At 50.3% G+C, this 20,427-nt stretch carries 16 protein-coding genes, 1 tRNA gene and 1 pseudogene; 10 read left to right on the forward strand and 8 right to left on the reverse strand.

Translation table 11 applies throughout. From position 1 onward, the window contains the following. Positions 1–5: 5 nt before the first annotated feature. Both EI42_RS20620 and EI42_RS33395 read right to left on the reverse strand, forming a co-directional pair. Positions 6–1,142: a hypothetical protein gene (locus tag EI42_RS20620; protein ID WP_111324528.1), complete on the reverse strand. Its 1,137-nt coding sequence runs from the start codon at positions 1,140–1,142 to the stop codon at positions 6–8. Positions 1,143–2,091: 949 nt separating this feature from the next. Beyond that, positions 2,092–2,259, reverse strand: coding sequence for a hypothetical protein (locus EI42_RS33395; RefSeq protein WP_211326279.1), 168 nt, complete (start codon positions 2,257–2,259; stop codon positions 2,092–2,094). A 318-nt stretch (positions 2,260–2,577) separates the two neighbouring features. On the opposite strand from EI42_RS33395, the gene EI42_RS20630 reads away from it, so the two are divergent. Continuing rightward, the gene (locus tag EI42_RS20630; protein ID WP_111324530.1) at positions 2,578–4,155 is read left to right on the forward strand and encodes an alpha,alpha-trehalose-phosphate synthase (UDP-forming); all 1,578 of its coding nucleotides are present in this window, start codon (positions 2,578–2,580) and stop codon (positions 4,153–4,155) included. A 65-nt stretch (positions 4,156–4,220) separates the two neighbouring features. On the opposite strand, the gene otsB is transcribed toward EI42_RS20630, so the two are convergent. Continuing rightward, positions 4,221–5,036, reverse strand: a complete 816-nt coding sequence (otsB, locus tag EI42_RS20635; RefSeq protein WP_211326280.1) for a trehalose-phosphatase — start codon at positions 5,034–5,036, stop codon at positions 4,221–4,223. A gap of 116 nt (positions 5,037–5,152) precedes the next feature. Further along, complete coding sequence (locus EI42_RS20640) at positions 5,153–7,327, reverse strand: amylo-alpha-1,6-glucosidase (RefSeq protein WP_111324532.1); 2,175 nt, start codon at positions 7,325–7,327, stop codon at positions 5,153–5,155. Positions 7,328–7,790: 463 nt separating this feature from the next. Between EI42_RS20640 and EI42_RS20645 the strand changes: the two genes are divergently transcribed. The 5 genes and pseudogenes from EI42_RS20645 (at position 7,791) to EI42_RS20665 (ending at position 10,563) form a co-directional block, all read left to right on the forward strand. Then, a complete protein-coding gene (locus tag EI42_RS20645) occupies positions 7,791–8,573 on the forward strand; it encodes a HipA family kinase (RefSeq protein WP_111324533.1) in 783 nt (260 codons plus the stop codon). Continuing rightward, positions 8,551–8,964, forward strand: coding sequence for a DUF3037 domain-containing protein (locus EI42_RS20650; RefSeq protein ID WP_111324534.1), 414 nt, complete (start codon positions 8,551–8,553; stop codon positions 8,962–8,964). The genes EI42_RS20645 and EI42_RS20650 overlap by 23 nt, the downstream gene beginning before the upstream one ends. A 116-nt stretch (positions 8,965–9,080) precedes the next feature. Continuing rightward, positions 9,081–9,404, forward strand: a complete 324-nt coding sequence (locus EI42_RS20655) for a DMT family transporter (RefSeq protein ID WP_111324535.1) — start codon at positions 9,081–9,083, stop codon at positions 9,402–9,404. A gap of 116 nt (positions 9,405–9,520) precedes the next feature. Continuing rightward, positions 9,521–10,078 (forward strand): annotated as a pseudogene (locus tag EI42_RS20660) (DsbA family oxidoreductase); the annotation flags it as partial. A 14-nt stretch (positions 10,079–10,092) separates the two neighbouring features. After that, a complete protein-coding gene (locus tag EI42_RS20665) occupies positions 10,093–10,563 on the forward strand; it encodes a peroxiredoxin (protein WP_111324537.1) in 471 nt (156 codons plus the stop codon). Positions 10,564–10,678: 115 nt separating this feature from the next. Here the strand turns inward: EI42_RS20665 and EI42_RS20670 are convergent, their stop codons facing one another. Beyond that, a complete protein-coding gene (locus EI42_RS20670) occupies positions 10,679–12,019 on the reverse strand; it encodes a hypothetical protein (RefSeq protein WP_111324538.1) in 1,341 nt (446 codons plus the stop codon). A gap of 138 nt (positions 12,020–12,157) precedes the next feature. Beyond that, complete coding sequence (locus EI42_RS20675) at positions 12,158–12,793, reverse strand: RNA polymerase sigma factor (protein WP_111324539.1); 636 nt, start codon at positions 12,791–12,793, stop codon at positions 12,158–12,160. Between the two features lie 335 nt (positions 12,794–13,128). Between EI42_RS20675 and EI42_RS20680 the strand changes: the two genes are divergently transcribed. Further along, a complete protein-coding gene (locus EI42_RS20680) occupies positions 13,129–16,698 on the forward strand; it encodes a WD40 domain-containing protein (RefSeq protein ID WP_346268197.1) in 3,570 nt (1,189 codons plus the stop codon). 49 nt (positions 16,699–16,747) lie between these two features. Here the strand turns inward: EI42_RS20680 and EI42_RS20685 are convergent, their stop codons facing one another. Then, the gene (locus EI42_RS20685) at positions 16,748–17,092 is read right to left on the reverse strand and encodes a winged helix-turn-helix transcriptional regulator (protein ID WP_111324541.1); all 345 of its coding nucleotides are present in this window, start codon (positions 17,090–17,092) and stop codon (positions 16,748–16,750) included. Between the two features lie 136 nt (positions 17,093–17,228). Between EI42_RS20685 and EI42_RS20690 the strand changes: the two genes are divergently transcribed. Beyond that, complete coding sequence (locus EI42_RS20690; RefSeq protein WP_211326281.1) at positions 17,229–17,615, forward strand: YybH family protein; 387 nt, start codon at positions 17,229–17,231, stop codon at positions 17,613–17,615. Here EI42_RS20690 and EI42_RS20695 read toward each other — a convergent pair. Continuing rightward, positions 17,601–18,434, reverse strand: a complete 834-nt coding sequence (locus tag EI42_RS20695; protein WP_111324542.1) for a putative RNA methyltransferase — start codon at positions 18,432–18,434, stop codon at positions 17,601–17,603. The genes EI42_RS20690 and EI42_RS20695 overlap by 15 nt on opposite strands. A gap of 181 nt (positions 18,435–18,615) precedes the next feature. Between EI42_RS20695 and EI42_RS20700 the strand changes: the two genes are divergently transcribed. Both EI42_RS20700 and EI42_RS20705 read left to right on the forward strand, forming a co-directional pair. Then, complete coding sequence (locus EI42_RS20700) at positions 18,616–19,884, forward strand: NAD(P)/FAD-dependent oxidoreductase (RefSeq protein WP_111324543.1); 1,269 nt, start codon at positions 18,616–18,618, stop codon at positions 19,882–19,884. 221 nt (positions 19,885–20,105) lie between these two features. After that, positions 20,106–20,182, forward strand: a tRNA-Pro gene (locus EI42_RS20705). Positions 20,183–20,427 lie beyond the last annotated feature (245 nt).

The raw sequence follows: 20,427 nt of genomic DNA on the forward strand, positions 1-20,427 counted from the left end.
CTTATTTACTTCTCCGAGTCAGCATCCACAAAAATTTGCGCAGGGCGTCGAATAAATGTGCTGCGAGGACCGGCACTACCAGTAGAGCCATTGAGCGAGCCGCTATTGCTGCTACCGAAACGCCTGGTCAGTGGCTGCACAACCTGCTGAAGTCCAGATGTTCCGGGACCCTCTCCGTTCGACTGTTGAAGGAGTTCCAGACCTTGCCGTAGTGTGAGCATGTCACGCATAAAGCAGGCCACAGCAGAGGCAGCAGAGCCTTTATCTTTCGAGGTTTCATACCGGCGCGATGTGGCTTCACCGGCTGCCTGCGCTGCTTGCGCCATGACATCACCTGTCTTGGCGGCATAAACATCCTGGAAAATATCATCCCAGCTACTCCAGCGTCCGCGCAATGGTTTCCAGCCTAACTGGGTATCGCTTACTGTACGCCATTTCTCTTCCGTGAACTGAATCCAGTCATCCAGGAGCTGGGTCAGGGTTGCCAGTTGCTGGCGTATACGCTCTTCTTCCTCAGATGAATGGCCGTTGGGGAAACCCTGAGCCAACCCATCTGTGCTCTGGGCACTGACGAAGCCGTTGGCCCCCATGCCCATCGGTTGGAAACCTGCCTGATTGTTAAAGTCCTGGAAACCATTTCCAGCAGGAAAGAAACCAGCCCCCCCAAAGCCGCTGAAATCCTGGCCCATCGGCTGACCGCCGGGCAGACCGTAAAGAGGAACCTCTGCGCCCGCGGGTAATTCGCCGAGTACCTGAATTCCATTGGCCCCAAGCATTGGGCCCATAATAGCTGTTCCATCCTGAAGCAAGACTCCCTCGGAAGGAAGCCCTCCTATCACGATTTCTTCGTGCCCTATAGCATCCAGTATACGCCATGCCAGACGTGGATGTTTTAATGCCCACCATAATCGCCTGGCCAAAAAGGTTGCCGCAAATGTAAAATTAACGACCAGCCAGACGATTCCTCGTACCGCGAGCCAGTTCACGAGCGCCAGTAGGATGATCAGGTACCAGGGGTCGTGCTGTCCCGCTTCTTGTATAAAGGTCAGTACGGCGGCGACCATCAGGCTTGGATCGCGTAAAGGATTAATAAAGTCCAGTATGCGGCGAAGCCATTTTCTTCCTGTCTTCTCTTCTTCCAATGTGCGCTCCTCTCGGTTCTGCCGCTGGTCCGACAGATAAAATCTTCTCTCTACTTTCGGATGTGTGTTGTGCTTGCAGGGCTGATTCTAACATGTGGCCCTGGATATCTGCAAATTTTATCGGAATAACAGGTAGTTTTGGGGGTGGGTATTCATTGTGTTTCGTCTGATTACCCCCTCCCGGCTTGACAGGCTTGCCGCTTGACAGCTTGTTTCCTTCAACAAAGAAAAACGGATCAGACCATCATTTTTCGGGCTTCTTTGCGGTCGCCCGCTTCACTTTTGCCCTCTTCTATCTTGGCATTTCGCCCGCTTCAATGCGGGGGCTTCTTCTTTCATCCACGTGGCATGCTCGGCTGACCCCTTGCGAGACAGCGAGGAGAGCCAGGTGTCCAGAAGCGTTTTACGATCTGCTGGGATCGTTGGTTCCCGTCTGCCCGACGGTACCATTCTGTTGGGAGGCCCATGCATTCCCGCCTTAAACGAACGGGACTTTTTGGACCGTGTATCTGATAGAACGAAGAAAGCTTGTGTTGATAAAGATAAACGGTACCATAGTACCGGATGTCTGGTTTGCTGCCGAGTTTCTGCTTGCTGTTGGCGCTTCCTGCTGTATCATATGCGGTTCGCCGGGAACGTCTTCCATGACGCAGGTGGGGCTCTCTGGACCCTGTCTCTTCTTGCTATCCTTGGGGGAGCAATTGATAAGGAAGCAGGCGAAAAGAGAACGAGCATCTTTTTTTACTACTATTTAACCTTTGTTGTATCCAATAAGTGGTGGGGGTATTGCTCAATGCGTCATATCCCTGTATCGCCTGATCAAGGGGTATATATTGGTAGAGAGCAGGAAAAAGAGAAGAAGCGGTTACAGGAGCAACAGGGCAGAACGGGGAGAGCAGGTGGATTGAGAAAAGATGGAGAAAGCATATATGCGTTTTTCGATTTGTGTTCACATGCTGGCGAATCTTTCCTTTAAGTATGGTGGAATGCTTGCCAGGGTATGATGCGGCATCAGGGCACGCGGAATGCCGGGATTCAACCAGAAACGACCTTGCTGCGTAATCTTAAATGATGGCCTGCGGTGGTCCTGTGTGTTGTTGAGTCTAAATGTGACCATCGATTCGTATCATAAAGTGATACCTTCCAGTGTGTATTTGTACTGTCGAAATCGTTGCACACTATACGCAATCGATTACTATGGGTATGGAATGCAAGGACTACAGGCAGTTGATGAAATCGAATTCTGGTAATTACACTTCATCATATGGTAACATTACACATGGTGCCTTGCGTAACGCCGTAGTAAGTAAATCGGTGTAAGACTGTAGCAGACCGTTTCAAGAGAATGCTTCTTGCATCAGCTCGCTTCTGTATTGAAGCGTCGTTGGCGGTCATAGAACAAACAACAGTAAGCACCTGTTAGAAAGGAAATGCTATGCCCACGCGGACGACGACGGACGCTCCTCCGCAGTTGATGCATGCTCGTCGCCTTATTATCGCTTCAAATCGTGGTCCCGTCGAGTTCCAACTTAGTCAGGATGGATCGCTCAAGGCGCGTCGCGGTGCTGGTGGGATGGTCACCGCTTTAATCGAAATTGCGAAAAGTATGGATGTAACCTGGGTTGCTGTGACGATGACCGAGGGCGACAGGGTTGCGGTTCGCGAGATGCAGCAACATGGAGGCGTTTTGCCTTCTCCGGTGCGAGGACATCGCATGAAACTTCATTATGTGCCTGTCCAGAAGAACGTGTACCGGAAATATTATGACAAGATCAGCAATGAGGTGCTCTGGTTCTTACAGCACTACATGTATGATCCCTATCAGAGTAACATTCGACAGCTCCAGGATGCCTGGACCAATGGCTATTGTGAGGCCAATCGGGAATTGGCTGAGGCTGTAGTTGAAGAGATCGAGCGTGAGGACTCCCTGCCCGTGGTGATGCTTCAGGATTACCATCTCTATCTGGTCTCTTCGATGATTCGGAAGAAACATCCTTCGATCATTATGCAGCAGTTTATTCATATTCCCTGGCCCGATATTCGCTGCTGGCACTTCTTGCCAAGTAATATTGCGCAGGCCATTTATAGCGGTCTGGTTGGCAATGATATTATCGGTTTCCAGACGGAACGTGATGCACGCAATTTCCTTGAAGGAGCCCGCACCATCCTGGATGGGGCCGTTGTTGACTTTGAAGAAGGGGCTGTCTGGTGGCAGGGACATCGCACTCAGGCTCGCGCTTACCCCATTTCGATCTCTGTGACAGAGGAGCGCCGTGTTGTGAACAGTGCTCCCGGAAAGCGTGCCGCGAAAGAGATACAGCAGTATTTACGCGAATATAATATTATGCGCGTAGATCGTATCGAACCGACAAAAAATATACTTCGTGGCTTCCAGGCCTATGATCTGCTGCTGGAAGAGCACCCGGAATTGCATGGAAAAGTTGCGTTTCTGGCTTTCCTGGTTCCTTCACGCCAATCTCTCCCCATTTATCGCCGCACTGCATTAGAGGTACAGGCCATTATTGATGAGATCAATCAGAAATATGGCTCAGATGACTGGACACCAATTCAGGCATTTACGGGGAACGACCGCGCGCGTGCTCTGGCGGCAATGCAGTACTATGATGTCCTTCTGGTGAATCCAATCATTGATGGTATGAACCTGGTAGCAAAAGAAGGCCCTGTAGTGAATCAGCGCGATGGTGTGCTTGTTCTCTCCCGTACTGTTGGGGCATTCCAGCAGTTGGGTAAGGGCTCTATTCCAACCTCCCCGACTGACGTGATTGAGACTGCACAGGCATTGTATAAAGCGTTGATGTTGCCCGAGGAAGAGCGACATGCAAAAGCCACGTTCGTAAGGCAGTCTGTGGAACGGAATAATCTTGATGCCTGGTTGGCCAGGCAGATTCGCGATATTAACGAGTTGCTTGAATATTCAGTAGCCTCGCAGGCGAAAAAAGCTGATACGGTTCAGAGAGATGCTTCCGGTAATATCGTTGCAAATGTCAGCTAAGTCCAATACTGCCTTCGGGGGACGCAAACAATTTGCGTCCTTACCGAAGAGTGGGTAGCCCGAAGCTAGCGAGAACCGTTCAGTTGCTTGAGGTACTCCAGTATCCCCTGTAGTGTTGCAGCCATACCCTCCACACCCTGGACGACAAGATCTGCCTGATTGAGAAGTGCGGGAAGTGTATCGTGATGTTGAACAGCAATAGAGAGACCGCTGATCCCCTCCTCTCTCAGCTCAGATACCGCTTCCATTGCGTCCAGATCAGTTCGATCATCTCCTGCAAAGATGACTCCTCGCAGATCCATTTTCTGCGCAAAACTGCGTAACGCCACCCCTTTGTTCACTTTCAAGGGGGAAAGAACCTCAATAATAAATTTGCCGTATCCCAGACGCATATGTGCCTGCTCGACCGGTCCTTCGACAACGTCTAGGATACGCTGGCGAGCATGATCCTTGTCGGGGGCAAGTCGATAGTGAATGGTGCCACCGAGCTGTTTTCGCTCGATGAGAATGCCCGGCTCGTTTGCCAGTTCCCGTTCGGCCAGGTCCATAATGCGGTTACCCGGCTCAATATAGGCTTTCGCTTCTGGCACGATTTCGACAAGATTGGTGGGGGAAGGAAGGCCGTTACACCATTCCAGACCATGAGTTCCAAAATAGGTCAGCCCCTCAACATTGACCATTGCTGCGCCTTCTTTTGCGGCCCGACCGGTCAGAATAGCGATCTTTGCATAGCGTGAGAGCTCACGGAGCCGTGTGTCAATGCCCGGAAACAAACGCGCTTCGGCTGGTGTGGGCGCGATGGGACTGAGTGTTCCGTCTATATCAAACACAAGGCCGAGTGGTTTCTGCTTCAGAACTGATTGCAATGCTGTTGTTGTCATCACGTCACTCTCTGTCTTCATCTTTTTTCGTTTCCTGGGTTCACTATGTCTCATCTCTGATAGCTTGTCAAATAGAAATCAGGGTGAGAAGGAATCTCCTTTCTCACCCTGATTGTCTACAGCAACTCAATCTCTACTTCATTCTGGGTGCCCGGAAATACCTCCACAGTCGTGCCTTTGCGCTGAAGGTGCAGGTGGACCTGCCGTGCCCCCGGATAGAGATCCTTGATTTCAAGCGTATTCAGCCAGGGTGGTAGCACAGGCTGTTCAAGGGTGAGGCGTCCTTGCTCTCCATCGGCTGTCATACCCAGGAGAGAGGTGAGGAGCAGGAAGGGGGCGCCGGTTGCCCATGCCTGAGGGGAACAGGCAACGGGATAACGCGTCGGACCAAATCCCGGACGCTGCGAGAACCCACAGTAAAGCTCTGGCAGGCGCATATGCTCAAAGAACAGGCTTGCCTGATAAAGACTGTAGAGCAGGGTTGCGGCCTCTTCTCGCGCCCCATAGCGGGCGAATCCTGCACCGATCAGAGCCGTATCATGCGGCCAGATGGAGCCATTATGGTAGCTCATCGGATTGTAACGTACAGCGGTGGTTGAGAGCGTCCGAATGCCCCAACCGCTAAACATATCCTCACGCATCAGTCGTGCTATGACTGCCTGTGCCTGCTCTTTGGGGAGGATGCCCGTCCAGAGACACTGACCCGCGTTGGACGCAACGACCGCGCAGGGCTCTTTCTCCTTGTCCAATGCAAGATAGAGTGTTTGTTCCTCCTCCCACCAGAAGCGCTGTAAGAAGTGTTCCTGAAGCTTCCGCGCTTGCTGTTCCCAGTAGGTTGCCTCTTGCTGTTTGCCCAGGCGGCTTCCCAGGTATCCCATCGCACGATAGGCAGCGAATGTGTAGGCCTGCACTTCGCAAAGGGCAATCGGGGAGACTGCCAGGCGCCCGTTCTGATGAGAAATAGCGTCCCAGGCATCTTTCCAGCCCTGATTGGCCAGCCCTGTCTCACGCGCACGATGGTATTCAACAAAGCCATCTCCATCTTTGTCGCCATAGTCTCGCAGCCAGCAAGCTGCCTTTTCAGCGTTGGGCCAGAGCCGCTCAAGCAGGTCGGTGTCGTTGGTCCAACGGATATAGCCTTCAAGCGTAATCAGAAAGAGCGGTGTGACATCAACGCTTCCATAGTAGGGAATATAGGGAATCTCTCGGCAGTTCGCCATTTCGCCGGTGCGCATTTCGTGAAGCATTTTCCCGGGCTCTTCGTCGGTGAAATCATCGAATTTGGTGCCCTGATGCGCGGCCAGAAACTGTAGCGTGCCTTTCACGACCTCTGGATACCAGGGGAGAAATTGCAGGCAGGTGATCAGCCCGTCGCGCCCGAATGGGCAGGAGAACCAGGGAATGCCCGCATAGGGATAGAAGCCATGGGGCGTAATGGTGCTGAGCATCTGCAAGTCATGCATGCCACGCAAGAGAAGACGATTAAAGAGAAGATCATCAGTACGTACTGTTGGCTGAGCAATGGTATGCATCGCAGGGAGAGCAACAGACTTGATGGAATGCTTTTTGACTTCCTCATGCATTGTGGCGCGAAGCTGAAGCTCGACTGGCTGCCCACGCTGTAAGAGAAGTTGCCAGTGGATCACCTGCTCTGCTATATGGGGAGTAGCCGGCGTACAGTGGAGCTGTACTTCGCGCTGGATGTGATCCCGTCCCAGATAGGGAAGGTGCAAGGTGGAGTCCTGAATAAAGGCCGGTTGTAAGGTCCCTTTTTCCGGGCGCACGCTTCCACGCACTTCAAAGATATCGCTGAAATCTGTATCGACTTTGAAGCTGATGGTGACAGGAAGCGGCTGCGGGCTGAAACTGGTGATCGTGATAGTTTGTATGAGTTGTTCTGGCTGCAACGTCAGTAGACGACTGATATGGATTTCGCCCTGTTCGATGGGGGTATTATTTATGGTCAGGGTCGCGTTTGTGGAGTCAATCTGACAGGCGTCTCCTTCGTTGGCAATATGGTGGGAAAGCATGATAGGCTGGCGGCCTTCCAGGTAGAGCTGACAGGTGCGCAGAAAACGGGTCCCATGCCAGTATAATCCCATCTCCGGGTATGAGGCGAGGAGATCACCGTGCACATCTGCTACCAGAAAAGCATCGCCGCTCTTCAGCGTGATCTGTGATTGTCCTGAAACGACGGTATCGTTTCGACCGTCCTCAAGCGTTACTGGCTGGCTGGATAGGGCTTGATGCTGGTGTTCAGATGAGTGAAGAAGTGTCATGTCGTTCGTCATAGTGCTTCTTTCTACCTCGATAAGTGACAATAAAGCGATACACTCTGTCTCTCAACTGTCAGCATGGTGTGCTGATAGCTCTAGGCTCTCTGAAAGACAAATGCGACTCTCCTGTGAGCTAGAGGGGAGTCGCGCGCTCTCAATTCCGTAAAAGGGCTTTTTTGGATCTGGATTGCGGATATGATACCATTTTTACGCTTATAGTGTTGAAACAGAGGAAAAGTAGCACAGATGGTATAGGACCTATGGGCTGCTTTTGAAGGGGCCGCATGGCTCTATATCTGGCTTCCTGCGCCTCGATCTTTTGTAGAAAAGAGCGAAAAGGGCACAGTGGTGGAAGACAGATGAAGAAAAGCGGAATAGTGGAGAGGATCAGGGCACCCTCTGCTGTTGTGTTCGCCTCCTCTTTCGAGTATGATTGAAAAAGCCGAAATCGTTTCTTCAAAGCTACTGGAAAAGATAAATGCTACGAACTTTAACTGCAACACGGTATGTGACTCCTTTGCGTGAGGGAGGATCAGTGCCGGCTATTGTTGAAGCAGATGACGATGGGATGTATGTCTTAAAATTTCGGGGTGCCGCTCAGGGCGCGAAAACGCTGGTTGCCGAGGTGCTGGCCGGAGAGATCGGGCGGGCGTTAGGCTTACCCATCCCTGAAATTGTGTTACTTGAACTTGATCCGGTTCTGGGGCGCTCTGAACCGCATTACGAGATTCAGGAGCTTATCAAGAAGAGCGCGGGGTTGAACGCCGGTCTGGATTTCTTGCCGGGCTCGTTGCCGTTTGATGCCAATGATCGCACAAAGGTAGACGCACAGCTTGCCTCGGCTATTGTCTGGTTTGATGCCTATGTTACTAATGTTGATAGGACACCGCGCAATACCAATATGTTGTTATGGCATAGACGCCCTTTCTTGATCGATCATGGTGCTGCGCTCTACTTCCATCATAGCGGTTCGGTGTATCAGGCCTTCTGCCGCTCTCCGTTCCGCCCGATTAAAGATCATGTGCTTTTGCCGCTCGCAAGCCAATTGCAAGAGGCTGATGCAAGAATGAAAGCGCTCCTCTCACGGGAGGTCCTTGAGGCGATCGCGCAGATGATTCCGACTGCATGGCTTGAGGGTGATAGCCAGTATCCCGATCCTGAGATGCATCGGGAAGCGTATGTATCGTACCTGCTGGAACGGCTTGAACACTCGGAAATCTTTGTTCAGGAGGGGCTGAATGCCAGAGCACAACTCGTATGATTATGCTTTAATCCGTGTCGTGCCCTCGGTGGAGCGAGGTGAACGTATCAATGTGGGCGTGATTGTATTCAGCCGCACCTTGCGCTTTCTCGGTGTTTTGGTCCATCTGGATCGCCAGCGCTTGCTGGCGTTAGCTCCTCATATTGATGTTGAGGGCGTACAGGAACATCTGGATACAATGGCGCGCATTGGAGCAGGCGATCCTGCTGGAGGGCCTATTGCTGCGCTCTCCCAGTCTGAGCGCTTTCACTGGCTGGTTTCGCCGCGCAGTACCATTATTCAGCCCTCCGCGGTGCATTGTGGCCTCTGTACTGATCCCGAGGCTACCTTGCATCACTTGTTCGATACTATGGTGAGGACGGACCTTCCATCCCTTTCTCGCCAGGGATAAAAAATTTTTCTCCGAGAAAAGCCAGAAACAAGCTGGCTTTTTTCCTTCCCTTGACAATGTACCGTCCAGACGGTATAGTAATTGGGAAGGTAAGAGGAATGGAGGGTATAATCCTTATGGCCTGGATACTCCTTGTTATTGCTGGTTTTGCTGAAGTTGCAATGGCTTACTTTTTGAAATTGAGCGAGGGTTTTACCCGGCTCTGGCCCAGTATCGGGATGGTTGCATTTGCCGTTTTGAGCTTCTATCTGCTGTCGCAGGCGGTCAAATCATTGCCGGTAGGGGTGGCCTACGCAGTGTGGACTGGTATTGGCGCAGCGGGCTCTGTCCTGATAGGTATTCTGTTTCTGGGTGAGTCGCGTGACCTGCTTAAGCTGCTCTCTATTGTCTTGATCGTTGCAGGCGTGATCGGCCTACAGATAACGGGAGGTGGCCACTGATCTTTCTCTGCATCAATGTGCTAGAATAGTGTAAGCTACTTATCGAAAGGAAGAGAAGCATGACTTTACCAGTGCACATTGATGTCTGGTCCGATTTTGTGTGACCATTTTGTTTTCTCGTAGCCTCCAGTTTGGAGAAGCTCAAACAAGAATGTAACGTGACAGTGCAGTGGCACTCATTTTTATTACATCCTCCTGGCTCACCTCCCATCTCTCCCGAGAAGAGAGCCCAGATCGAAAGTATGCAGGGACGCCTCAAGCAGATGGCTCGTGAACAGTATGGGATCGAGATCAATGCCGGTCCCTTTGGCACAAACAGCCTGCCTGCCCTGGTTGGAGCGAAATATGCTGAAGCGCAGGGCAAAGGCGATGCATATCATCGAGCTGTGATGAATGCCTACTGGCGGCATGCCCAACCTATCGGGGAGATGCAGGTACTGAGAGAGCTTGCAATCAGTGTGGGTCTGGATGGCGATGCCTTCCTCGGCGCGCTGGAAGAAGAGACAGACTACACTGCGGCTGTCTGGGCTGATCATCAACAGGCTGAAGAATATGGTTTGCAGGCTGTACCCGCGCTGATCTTTGCTGGAAAGTATCTGGTTTCGGGTGCTCAGCCCTATGAGGTACTCAAGCAGGTTGTCGAGCGTGTCCGTGAGGAAATGACTGCGAACTAAAGGAGCAGAGAAGTATGGGCTCAAAGATTCAGGTAGGTGATAAAGCACCTGATTTCGCGCTTCCTGCAACGACAGGAGAAATGGTACGACTCTCCGATTTTTTGGGGAAGACATATGTTGTTGTATACTTCTATCCGAAAGATGATACCCCCGGCTGTACGAAAGAGGCGTGTGCGTTTCGTGACAGCTATGAGGTGTTCAAGCAGGCAGGAGCCGAGGTCATCGGGATCAGCTCGGATTCGGTTGAAGAGCATCAACGCTTTCGTGAGCGCTACAAGCTTCCTTTTTTGTTGTTGAGCGATAAAGGGGGAGAGGTGCGCAAGCGCTATAATGTGCCCAAAACCTTTGGCTTAATTCCCGGGCGTGTTACTTATGTGATTGATAAGCAGGGGATCATACGCCACATTTTTAACTCGCAGTTTGATGCTGAAATGCATCGAGAAGAGGCATTGAAAACGATCAAGGAACTCAGTGCACTTCCCTAAAAAACATATCCAACAACGGAGGACTATGAACGAGTTCAATAAGAGAGAGCTCCTGTTCATAGTCCTCTGCTGGTGGATAAAGCATAAGAAAAGGAAGATAAGTCCTGCGAAATGGTTACAGTACTGGCTGAAAATGCGCATGCAGCACATTCTCGAAGTGCTCCTTAACTTCACCATGTTGAATCGCTTCCCGTACGCGGGTAACTGCGTTCCATAGTTGTTCCTGTAAACTTTTCTCCTCGTGTGCTTCTTCGTGTTCCTCTGTCCGCTGTTTGTATCCATTCGCGACCAGAAGCAGGGCTGCATTAGCAACAATGAAATCCTGTTTGGCGCCTTCCTCCTTGCCAGCAAAGATGTTCTGAAGGACATCACGTGTCGTCTCAAGGTCTTTTTCCGAGATATCTTCTATGCGGGAGCGTTTGAGCCCAAGCGCTTCGGGACCGCATTCCAGAATGAGAACATCATGTTCGCGGACCTGGATGACCAGGTTGTTTGCACCCGGCTCACTGGATGCGGTAGAAAACTCATCGATGCCGTCATAGCTGAAAACAATGATTCCCTGACTGTTCAAATGGAGATAGAGAGAAAGCACATATGGGAGCATATAAGGGCTACATACGCCAGTACTATGATGTCTGGGTTTCAATACCTGTGCGTTTGGCGAGACAATCTTAAAGATATCCATTGGAATAGGTGTTGTTCTGATTGTCTTTTGCCAGGAAAGCTTTTTTGCCTCTTGTCGATCCTTAAGTATCTTGCTTGCCTGTTCCCAGAGTCTTTTACGGGCCTGCCGTAAGTTTGGAGAGTAGGGGAAACCCAGAGCAGAGAGCGGAATAAAGGCAAAGCGAGATTGTGCTAGCTCGCGGTTGATATCTGCTGTATGAACGGGTAGCTGTGTATAACCAAGCGTTGTCATTGCCTCGGTGCTTCCATGCCAGGAGGTGACATTTGAGGTGCCTGTTTTGCAGATAGGAATAAATGTTGAAGCGACAATAGCTGCTGCTGTGCTGGCATGCAGTGTTTTACAGAAGTCACCACCACTCCCAAAAACGTGGTCGTGTGGTTCGATCTCTTCCACCTGCAAGGAGTATTTTTCTCTGGCATAGTTCCAGACGCGCCCCCGTAAGTGATCGACAAGCATGTTGATCTGTTGAAAGCCGATACTGTTGCCGGGTTCCAGCGCGTACAGGGTTTCCAGTAGTTCTTCTGGTGATCTATCAGGATCGCTACAGGAATCGAAGAGCTTCTTTAATTGTTCTGTGTCTGGGGGTTGAATGCTCTTTTCTGCCTGCAAGAACCATTCAAAGGTTTCGTGTAAGGGCCCAAGCCGGGAATGAAGCTTCTGGAAAGCCTCTTCTCTGAGAGCAGCTTCTTTGGAAAAAAGCTCCCGTAGTACGCCTTTCTCTATTTTAACGTGAGACTCTACATCTTTGTAGTTTTTCTCTTCTTGTAACATGGGAGTGCTCCCTCTCTTTATGACGTACAAGTCAAATAATTGTTTTTATTATATACTATAGTATCCCTGACTTCAACTTAATAATGTCTATTGTTTTATTGAATTGTTTTCTGATGAAAACAATTTTCAATATCGGTATCAGCTCCCTGCCAATGCAGGAACAAGACGCAGCTTTTTCCTGGCTATTGTGACCGATGCACGAATTTTTTGTAGCTCGCGTGGATTAGCTGGCCAATGTATTGCATCCAGGTTGATGTTATGCTTGTTGCATGCCTCTCTCAATGGGATCGGGTTGTCAATACGCGTTTTTAATGAGCAGAGCATTGCTTTCCGTTGAATAGGAGGGAGCTTTTGAATGGCGTCAATCAAAGCTTCCAGGAATTGTTGCAAGTTTTCTTCCTGTTCAACAATTTCTCCCGGGTCAGGCTCAATGCTGTTATAGTGACCGATCAGGTTTCCTTGATAGATTTCTCCATTGTCGTCTGTATGCAGTCTGTAAACGGGTTTTCGTTTACGCTGATGCGAAATGGTTTCGTGACGGGCCGCGATCCTGATATACGCGCGGGGATTCTCAATGGTTTGCCGCTGAAGGGTCTGCCATAACTTAATGAGCAGCTCCTGCATGATATCGTCGATAAGCCATTTCAAGATTTCCGGTGAGCAGCCCCGAAAGTAGATCTGAACATTCAGGCTGACTTGCTCACGGATATAGACAAGATGTGCTTCAAGAAAGCGATTATATGTATTGAGGCTTACGGGGCTGGCTCCTGACATTGTTGTTCTCCTTTTATTTTTGAGAAGAAAAACTGAAGCGTCTTCTAGTATAGAAAAAAATATCTTTTTACCCCGGTAGTACCCACTTTTCTTTGTTTCTTTGTTTCTTTCGATTACAAAACAATAATAACATAAAAGAACGGTAAATTGCAATATTTTTCTGTATAGTTTTTATATTGAGAAAACTATTTTGTTTTATAAAACTATTGTATTTTACCCGGGAAAACTATTTTGTTTTTCTCAAGTTTGTTTTATACTTTGAAGTGGGAGGAATAAGCACCATGGGTAGAAAAGAGAAAAAGGTTTCGACAGAACAGAATGCCATTGGGGCTAGAATGCGGCTAGCGCGTCAAGAAAAAAACATCTCGCTCTCAAAAATGGCACAGTTGATTCGCTATACAAAAGGGCGTCTTTCCTCCGTTGAGAACGGGCATGGTCAACCCTCACTGGAGCTGATCAGAGCATATGAAGAGGCTCTTGGGATGCGTTCAGGCACGCTATCACGTGATGAACGTTCCCCGGATAATATGCGGAAGGAACAGAGCGTAAAAAGCGATCAGTTCGAACCGCTGGTAGTGCAGGCAAAAAAAGAGGCAAATGCTCCTGAGGTCGGCAATAAGCCTGCACGTTCATTCGTCGAGTATGCTGATGAAGCGCCACGCCTGCATACTTTCTATGGGCGTGAGAGCGAACTGATAGAACTTCGTAAGTGGTTGGTACATGATCGCTGCCGAGTTGTCACGCTTCTGGGTATCGGGGGCATCGGCAAGACAGTACTGGCTACTCGCCTCAAAGAGGAGGTAAAGAGCCAGTTTGCGTTTGTATATTGGCGGACATTACAAAATGCTCTGCCTCCTGACGAATACCTGAATGATTGTATCCGCTTTTTAGCTGGAGAAGAACGCGTTGAGCTGCCAAAGGGCTTCTCGGAGCGGATCAGGCTTCTCGGCAAATATTTACAAAATCATCGCTGCTTGCTGGTGCTGGATAATATAGAAACGATTCTCAAGAGTGGCCTTCAACTTGGCGCAACGAGCCTTGAGCAGGGGCATGGTTCTTATCAGGCTGGATATGAAGGCTATGGTGAGCTATTCCATTTTGTTGGCTCGAATAGTTCGTTGCAAAGTTGTGTTTTGCTAACAAGCCGTGAATTACCTGTGGAGGTTGAAGCCTTAGAGGGAAATGAGGTACGGGTCTGGCACCTCTCCGGTATTGGTCTAGAGGAAGGCCGCTTGATTTTGCAGGAACGGAACCTGATCGGAACCGAGGAGGAGTTCAATGAGCTTGTCCAGATGTATTCCGGTAATCCGCTTGCTCTCAAACTGGCTGCTGGACCAATTAGCGAGCTGTTTGGAGGGGAGATTGCGGAGTTTCTTGCTGAGCGCGGAGCTGTAATCGGTGATATTTATGATCTGATAGATGGACAGTTCCATCGCTTATCTGCCCAGGAGCGCGAGCTGATCTACTGGTTTGCACTTGCCTGTGAGCCTGTATCCTTGAAAGACATTTCCCGCGATATCGTACGCCCTGTACCTAAACGCTTGTTATTAAGCGCTCTGGATTCTCTGCGGCATCGCTCAATGATCGAGAGCAGCAGTGGAGCTCGTTTCACACTTCAGCCGGTGATTATGGAGTATGTCACTGATGTTCTGGTTTCGAAAGTCTGCCAGGAAATTGAGAACGGGGAATTTGAAATTCTGGCAAGTCATGCTCTGATAAAAGCGCAGGCAAAAGATCATATCCGAAATAACCAGGTTCGTCTTTTCCTTGAACCGGTGATCAAGCTATTGTTGACTTCTTTTGGCAAGATTGAGTGTGAACGGAAGCTCCGGAACATGCTTGCATATTTGCGGGAGAAGCGCCCGCAAACGCCGGAGTATGCAGCAGGGAATATACTCAATCTCTTAATCCAATTGAAAGTTGATCTAACCGGATATGACTTTTCTAATCTGTGTGTTCGGAATGCATACCTCCGTGATTCATATCTGCAAAAGGTCGATTTCTCTTATGCCCAGTTAGAGAACTGTGTGTTTACAGATACGTTTGGTAGTATTCTCTCTATTGCTCTAGGGGCCGATGAAACCTTAACGGTGGCTGGTACCGCAAATGGAGAAGTGAGACTCTGGCACACGCACTCTGGTGCCCCATTAGGGGTGTGTCATGGGCATGAGGACTGGGTGCGTTCAGTCGATATCAGTCCAGATGGAACGGTTGCGCTGAGCGGAAGCGACGACCAGGCGCTTCGTTTATGGGATACTCGTACCACGCAGTGCTTACGTATCTTGCATGGACACGAGAACCGAATTCGCAGCGTTGTGTTTCTTCCGGATGGGAAGCAAGCGTTGAGTGCTGGCGATGATATGACAATCAGGCTCTGGAACGTATACACCGGTGATTGCCTCAAAACGCTTCGTGGACACACAAGCCGTGTCTGGTGCGTTACAAGAAGTACTGATGGCCGGCTTGCTGCTTCTGCTTCGAGCGACTATACAGTACGGCTCTGGGACATTGAGAGCGGCGAGTGTATCCATGTCTTTCAGGGACATAAGGGACGTGTCAACTCGGTTGCCTTCAGCCCGGATGGACGCTTGCTTGCCAGTGGCGGTGAAGACCAGGTTGTGCGCATCTGGGACATCGAGAGCGGCGAAATGCTCCGTGTATTTACCGGGCATACCGGGCGCATCTGGCCGGTAAAGTTCTCACCTGATGGGCGTATGGTCGCCAGTGGCAGTGATGATCGCTCTATCCGTATCTGGAGCATTGAGAGTGGTGAGTGCGTTCATACACTGCATGGTCACCTGAATCGTGTCTGGTCAATTGTGTATAGCGCTTCTGGCAATTCATTGGTCAGCGGCAGTGACGATCAAACCATCCGAATGTGGAATACCGGTGATGGGCTATGCTTTAAAACATTACAGGGTCACAGTAGTCGTATTCGAGCGGTTAGTTTTAGTTCAGACGGCACCAAACTGATCAGTGGCAGCGATGACCGCTCCGTTCGCATCTGGGATGTAGAGACTGGCCGGAACCTGAGAACCTTGCAGGGGCATAGCACCTGGATTTACACCGTTGCGTATAGTCCTAAAGGAAACTTGCTTGCCAGCGGTAGTGATGACCAGACTATTCGTATCTGGGACCCCAGAACCGGTTACTGTATTCGCACGCTGGCCGGGCATACGAACTGGGTGCGCTCGGTTGCCTTTAATCAAGATGGCTCCTTGCTGGTTAGTGGAAGCGATGACCAGACTATGCGGCTCTGGCAGGTGGAGACTGGCCTGTGTCTGGGGATTGTCCAGCAGGGATTAAGCCGTATCTGGTCTGTTGCGTTTGCACCAGGCAGTGATCTGGTTGCAGCCGGTGGTGAAGATACGGTAGTGCGTGTCTGGAAATTGGATATCCCTGACTATCATTGTCTCTTTGAGATGCATGGTCATACCAAGCGAGTACGTTCAGTCTCTTTTAGCCCGGATGGAACCTTGCTGGCAAGCTGTAGTGATGATAGGACTATCCGGATCTGGTCTGTGGCGACAGGTGAGTGTATACGGGTATTGCGAGGCCATACCCTCTGGATCTGGTCTGTTGCCTTCAGCCCTGATAGCCGCTACATTGCCAGCGGAGGCGATGACAACAGTGTTCGGCTCTGGGATTGGAAGGAGAACCAACAGATCTGGGCAAGCTTTGAGCATGCTCGCCGAATCTATTCGATTTCATACAGCCCGTTTGGTGACATGATTGCCAGCGGTAGTTATGATGGCACAATTAAACTCTGGGATGTGAAAACAGGCAATTGCTTGCGGTCGCTACAAAGTGAGCGTCCCTATGAGAACATGATTATCAAGGGCATAACAGGTCTATCGTCCGCTCAAAAAGCAATGCTGCGCACGCTAGGAGCCGTTGAAGAATAACCTTTTCTGTAATCTGGTGTGTGGTTGCGCCATCTGATCGGTCTCCGCTTCAGGTGGCGCTTTTTTGTTTGTCCTGTTGCTGGATATAATGCTCTCCCCAGGTCAGAAGTCCTGTCAGAACGGGTTCCAGTGTTTTGCCGAACTCTGTAAGCGAGTATTCTACTTTGGGGGGCACTTCCGCGAATACTGTGCGCTGGATGATGCCATCTTGTTCCAGTTCTCGCAATTGGGTTGTCAGAACGTGCCGCGAAATCCCGGGTATGCTGCGCTGTAACACTCCGAAACGCCGGGTCCCTTGAAACAGCAAGCGGAGAATCTGCGGTTTCCATTTTCCGCTAATGACGTTTAGTGTCGCATCAACCGGACACCCATAAAGACTGTGCTCATAGGGCATGTTACTATCTCTCCTCACTACCAGCCAGTCAGTTTGAGCTGACTATGGCAGCATTTTCTGCGTACTTGTGCCTTCACGCATTATCGCACATACTTTCAATCTGAAATTGGGAAATCGTCAGAGAAAGGAAGTTGCTATGTCAGATCCTTTTATTGTCACCTCACCAGAACAGATGAATAGCACTTTTGCGCGGGCTTTCAATTCTGGCAAGATCGAGAATCTGCTTTCGCTTTATGAAGCAAATGCCTGCCTTGTTTCACCCGAAGGCGTTCCTCATGTTGGCCTGGCCGCGATTCGAGACGATCTGTGCCGCTTGCTACAGTTGCCCGGTCGTATGGTGTCAATCAATCGATACGCCTTTGTCACTGAAGATATTGCCTTGCTACAGGCAGAATTCCAGATCCTTGAGAATGAGACAATACTTGTGCGAGGCGTAACTGCTGAGATTGTCAGACGTCAACCTGATGGACGCTGGTTATATGTCATAGATCATCCTGCTGGTGGTCTATTAGCGTTTCCGTAAGATGAGACAGAGAAAGTCAGCAGTCGTTTCTTGAGAGCCTGATTGCCGGATGGCGCGATACTGCTCTTCGTTGAGATGATGATAATTTGGTGTCATCATGAGCAATTGAAGCAGGCTCTCATGGGGTAGACTCAGGCGGTAGGTCACTTCCTGAGTTGCCTCAAGTTGGAAGTATGGAGCGCATTGCTCAAGAATGTGCTGGCGCTTCTGCTCTTCAATGGAGAGGAGATGCAATGCGTCGCGCAACTCTTGAAGATGGTATTCGCCTGGAATGACGATTGCGAGCAAGCCCCCGGGAACCAGCACGCGAGCAAACTCCGGGATATTACGGGGCGCGAAGATGTTGAGCAGGATATTGATAGCATTATCCGCAAGTACCAGATGCTCCTTGACGTTGGCAACAAAAAAGAACGTCTCGCGGTATTGGCGAGCGGCCAGACGAATGGCCTCTTTTGAGATATCAAAGCCCAGACCGAGGGTTGTTGTATGAAGCGCAGCTTGCAGGTGTGCCAGATAATAGCCAGTGCCGCAGCCTGCATCCAGCATTGTCAGCGGGCGTTGTTCCTGCTCTGAGATGGATTCAAGTTGCTGGTGAAGCGCCTTGACAAGCGGAGCGTAGTATCCTTCTTCCAGAAAGGCACGACGCGCCTGAAGCATCTCTTTGCTATCACCCATACCGGCCTTTTTCCGCAGCAAATTAACATAACCTTCTCGTGCAATGTCGAAGCTATGCCCATGTACACAGCGCAAGCTCTTCTCATGATGTGTCAGTTCGGTGACGCAAATCGGGCATCTAAGCAGATGGAGCACTGCATCCATTATATATCCCCTGTTTCTTTCTTCATTTCATTTGCCAGTATATGGCCTTTGGGGCGATGTGTAAATTCAGGTCAGGGTGATCACTCTGCTTTAGTACCTGCTTGTCCTATTCCCATACAAAGTATGCTAGAATAGAGAGTCAGGAAAACAAGCAATGATAGTGAAAAAAGGGTTCTGAAGCATGGAATATGCTGTACTTGGTGGTGGTGCATTAGGGTTGATGACCGCGTATCGCTTGTTGCAAGCGGGACATTCGGTAATGCTTTTTGAGCAGGAGCCACTGGCTGGTGGGCTGGCCTCTGGCTTTCAAGTCGGTGATACCTGGCTGGAAAAGTTCTATCACCATATTTTTCGTTCGGACAAAACGATTATTAAAATTATTGAGGAGATAGGACTTCGCGAGCGACTGGAATGGCTCCGTCCCCGCACTGTCAGCCTGATACAGGGAAAGCTGCATCAGCTAGATTCGCCACTGACCTTGCTTCGTTTCAAGCCGTTGCGCTTTGATGAGCGGCTTCGTATGGGCGTTGTTGCCGCTTTCTTAAAAGTGGCTCGACCCGAATGGTTGGAAGGCCAGACGGCTGATCCCTGGCTGCGGCGCTGGATGGGAAAACGGGCATATGAGACGGTCTTTCAGCCGCTTTTTCAGGGAAAATTTGGCAAGTTGTATGATCAGATTGCCCTGCCCTGGTTCTGGGCGCGTTTTCATGATCGCACAACAGAGCTCGGCTATCTGCGGGGGGGCTTTCAGCTTCTCTATGATCGGCTGGCTGAACTGATTGTGGCTTCCGGGGGGAAGCTCTTATTAGAGACGCGGGTTGAGCAGGTTGAACAGCAGGATGGGCGCTGGCAGGTCAGGACGAGCCAGGGGGCATGGACCTTTGATGGTGTTATTTCGACGCTTCCCACACGCCTGACGTTTCGGCTGATTCCCGCTTTACCGGAGGCATATCGCAAGCGCTATGATTGGGGGCTTGCCTACGGAGCACATTGTCTGATCCTGGCGCTGGATCGACGCCTGACGGATGATAGCTACTGGATTAATATCTGCGATCCCGGCTACCCCTTTATGGCCCTGGTTGAACATACAAACTATCGTTCTCCGGCAGAGTATGGCGGTCGGCATCTGATCTATCTGGGCAATTATCGCGCGATGGATGACCCGCTCTTTACGATGAAGAAAGAGGAGGTGCTGGCTGCGTTTCTACCTCATCTGCAACGGCTGGTTCCTGCGTTTCAGCCTGAGTGGGTCACGGAAAGCTGGATGTTCCAGGCCCCATATGCGCAACCAATTGTGACCACGGATTATCGCGAGCATATTCCTCCACTGGAAACGCCACTTGCGGGCCTCTGGATGGCGAATATGTTTCAGGTGTATCCGCATGATCGAGGACAGAACTATTCATTTGAACTTGCTGAAAAGCTGGTAAAACGTATCTTGCAACAATAGCAAGCGGAAAGGGTGCGAGGGAACACCTCTTCTGACGTCAGCAGCGAGATTTATGAGAATTTTTCCCGGATTGCCTGTATACCTATTGTCAAGCAGTATGGGAGTATGCTATACTAGCGATGAGCAATGGAGAAGCAAACAAAAGCTTGATTGTGATAGAGTGTTTGTGGATCTATTGCGCGGATAAGTGCAGTGCGTTGTGTCATTGCATGGAGTCAATCCGGGGTGTGGCGCAGTCGGCTAGCGCGCAGCGTTCGGGACGCTGAGGTCGGAGGTTCAAGTCCTCTCACCCCGACCAGGATAGGCACATGCTCCCCAGGAGGGGTGAAATGGTTCAGACAAGCCTACAATCAATGAGGTCTAACCATAGCATGTGTCTTTTTGCCTTTTTAAGGCGCTTCCCCCCTTCAATGCAGGATCTCCAGATACATTCATCCTTCTGGAAACAGGTGTATCCCGCTTTTTCCCTGTTCCCTTCTCAGGCCGCTTTTTGTCTACAGGGAAGCGGACTCCCTGCATTGCCTGGCTCCCCTGGACGTGCAA

Source organism: Thermosporothrix hazakensis, assembly GCF_003253565.1.
Taxonomy (GTDB): Bacteria; Chloroflexota; Ktedonobacteria; order Ktedonobacterales; family Ktedonobacteraceae; genus Thermosporothrix; species Thermosporothrix hazakensis.

Excerpts from the sequence above, each read along its gene's own strand:
- EI42_RS20655 (WP_111324535.1), top strand. The coding sequence starts at position 9,081 with ATGGCCTGGATACTCCTTGTTATTGCTGGTTTTGCTGAAGTTGCAATG.
- EI42_RS20670 (WP_111324538.1), bottom strand. The coding sequence starts at position 12,019 with ATGTTACAAGAAGAGAAAAACTACAAAGATGTAGAGTCTCACGTTAAA.
- otsB (WP_211326280.1), bottom strand. The coding sequence starts at position 5,036 with ATGACAACAACAGCATTGCAATCAGTTCTGAAGCAGAAACCACTCGGC.
- EI42_RS20665 (WP_111324537.1), top strand. The coding sequence starts at position 10,093 with ATGGGCTCAAAGATTCAGGTAGGTGATAAAGCACCTGATTTCGCGCTT.
- EI42_RS20645 (WP_111324533.1), top strand. The coding sequence starts at position 7,791 with ATGCTACGAACTTTAACTGCAACACGGTATGTGACTCCTTTGCGTGAG.
- EI42_RS20650 (WP_111324534.1), top strand. The coding sequence starts at position 8,551 with ATGCCAGAGCACAACTCGTATGATTATGCTTTAATCCGTGTCGTGCCC.
- EI42_RS33395 (WP_211326279.1), bottom strand. The coding sequence starts at position 2,259 with ATGGTCACATTTAGACTCAACAACACACAGGACCACCGCAGGCCATCA.
- EI42_RS20630 (WP_111324530.1), top strand. The coding sequence starts at position 2,578 with ATGCCCACGCGGACGACGACGGACGCTCCTCCGCAGTTGATGCATGCT.
- EI42_RS20690 (WP_211326281.1), top strand. The coding sequence starts at position 17,229 with ATGTCAGATCCTTTTATTGTCACCTCACCAGAACAGATGAATAGCACT.
- EI42_RS20640 (WP_111324532.1), bottom strand. The coding sequence starts at position 7,327 with ATGACGAACGACATGACACTTCTTCACTCATCTGAACACCAGCATCAA.
- EI42_RS20700 (WP_111324543.1), top strand. The coding sequence starts at position 18,616 with ATGGAATATGCTGTACTTGGTGGTGGTGCATTAGGGTTGATGACCGCG.
- EI42_RS20675 (WP_111324539.1), bottom strand. The coding sequence starts at position 12,793 with ATGTCAGGAGCCAGCCCCGTAAGCCTCAATACATATAATCGCTTTCTT.
- EI42_RS20685 (WP_111324541.1), bottom strand. The coding sequence starts at position 17,092 with ATGCCCTATGAGCACAGTCTTTATGGGTGTCCGGTTGATGCGACACTA.
- EI42_RS20695 (WP_111324542.1), bottom strand. The coding sequence starts at position 18,434 with ATGGATGCAGTGCTCCATCTGCTTAGATGCCCGATTTGCGTCACCGAA.
- EI42_RS20680 (WP_346268197.1), top strand. The coding sequence starts at position 13,129 with ATGCGGCTAGCGCGTCAAGAAAAAAACATCTCGCTCTCAAAAATGGCA.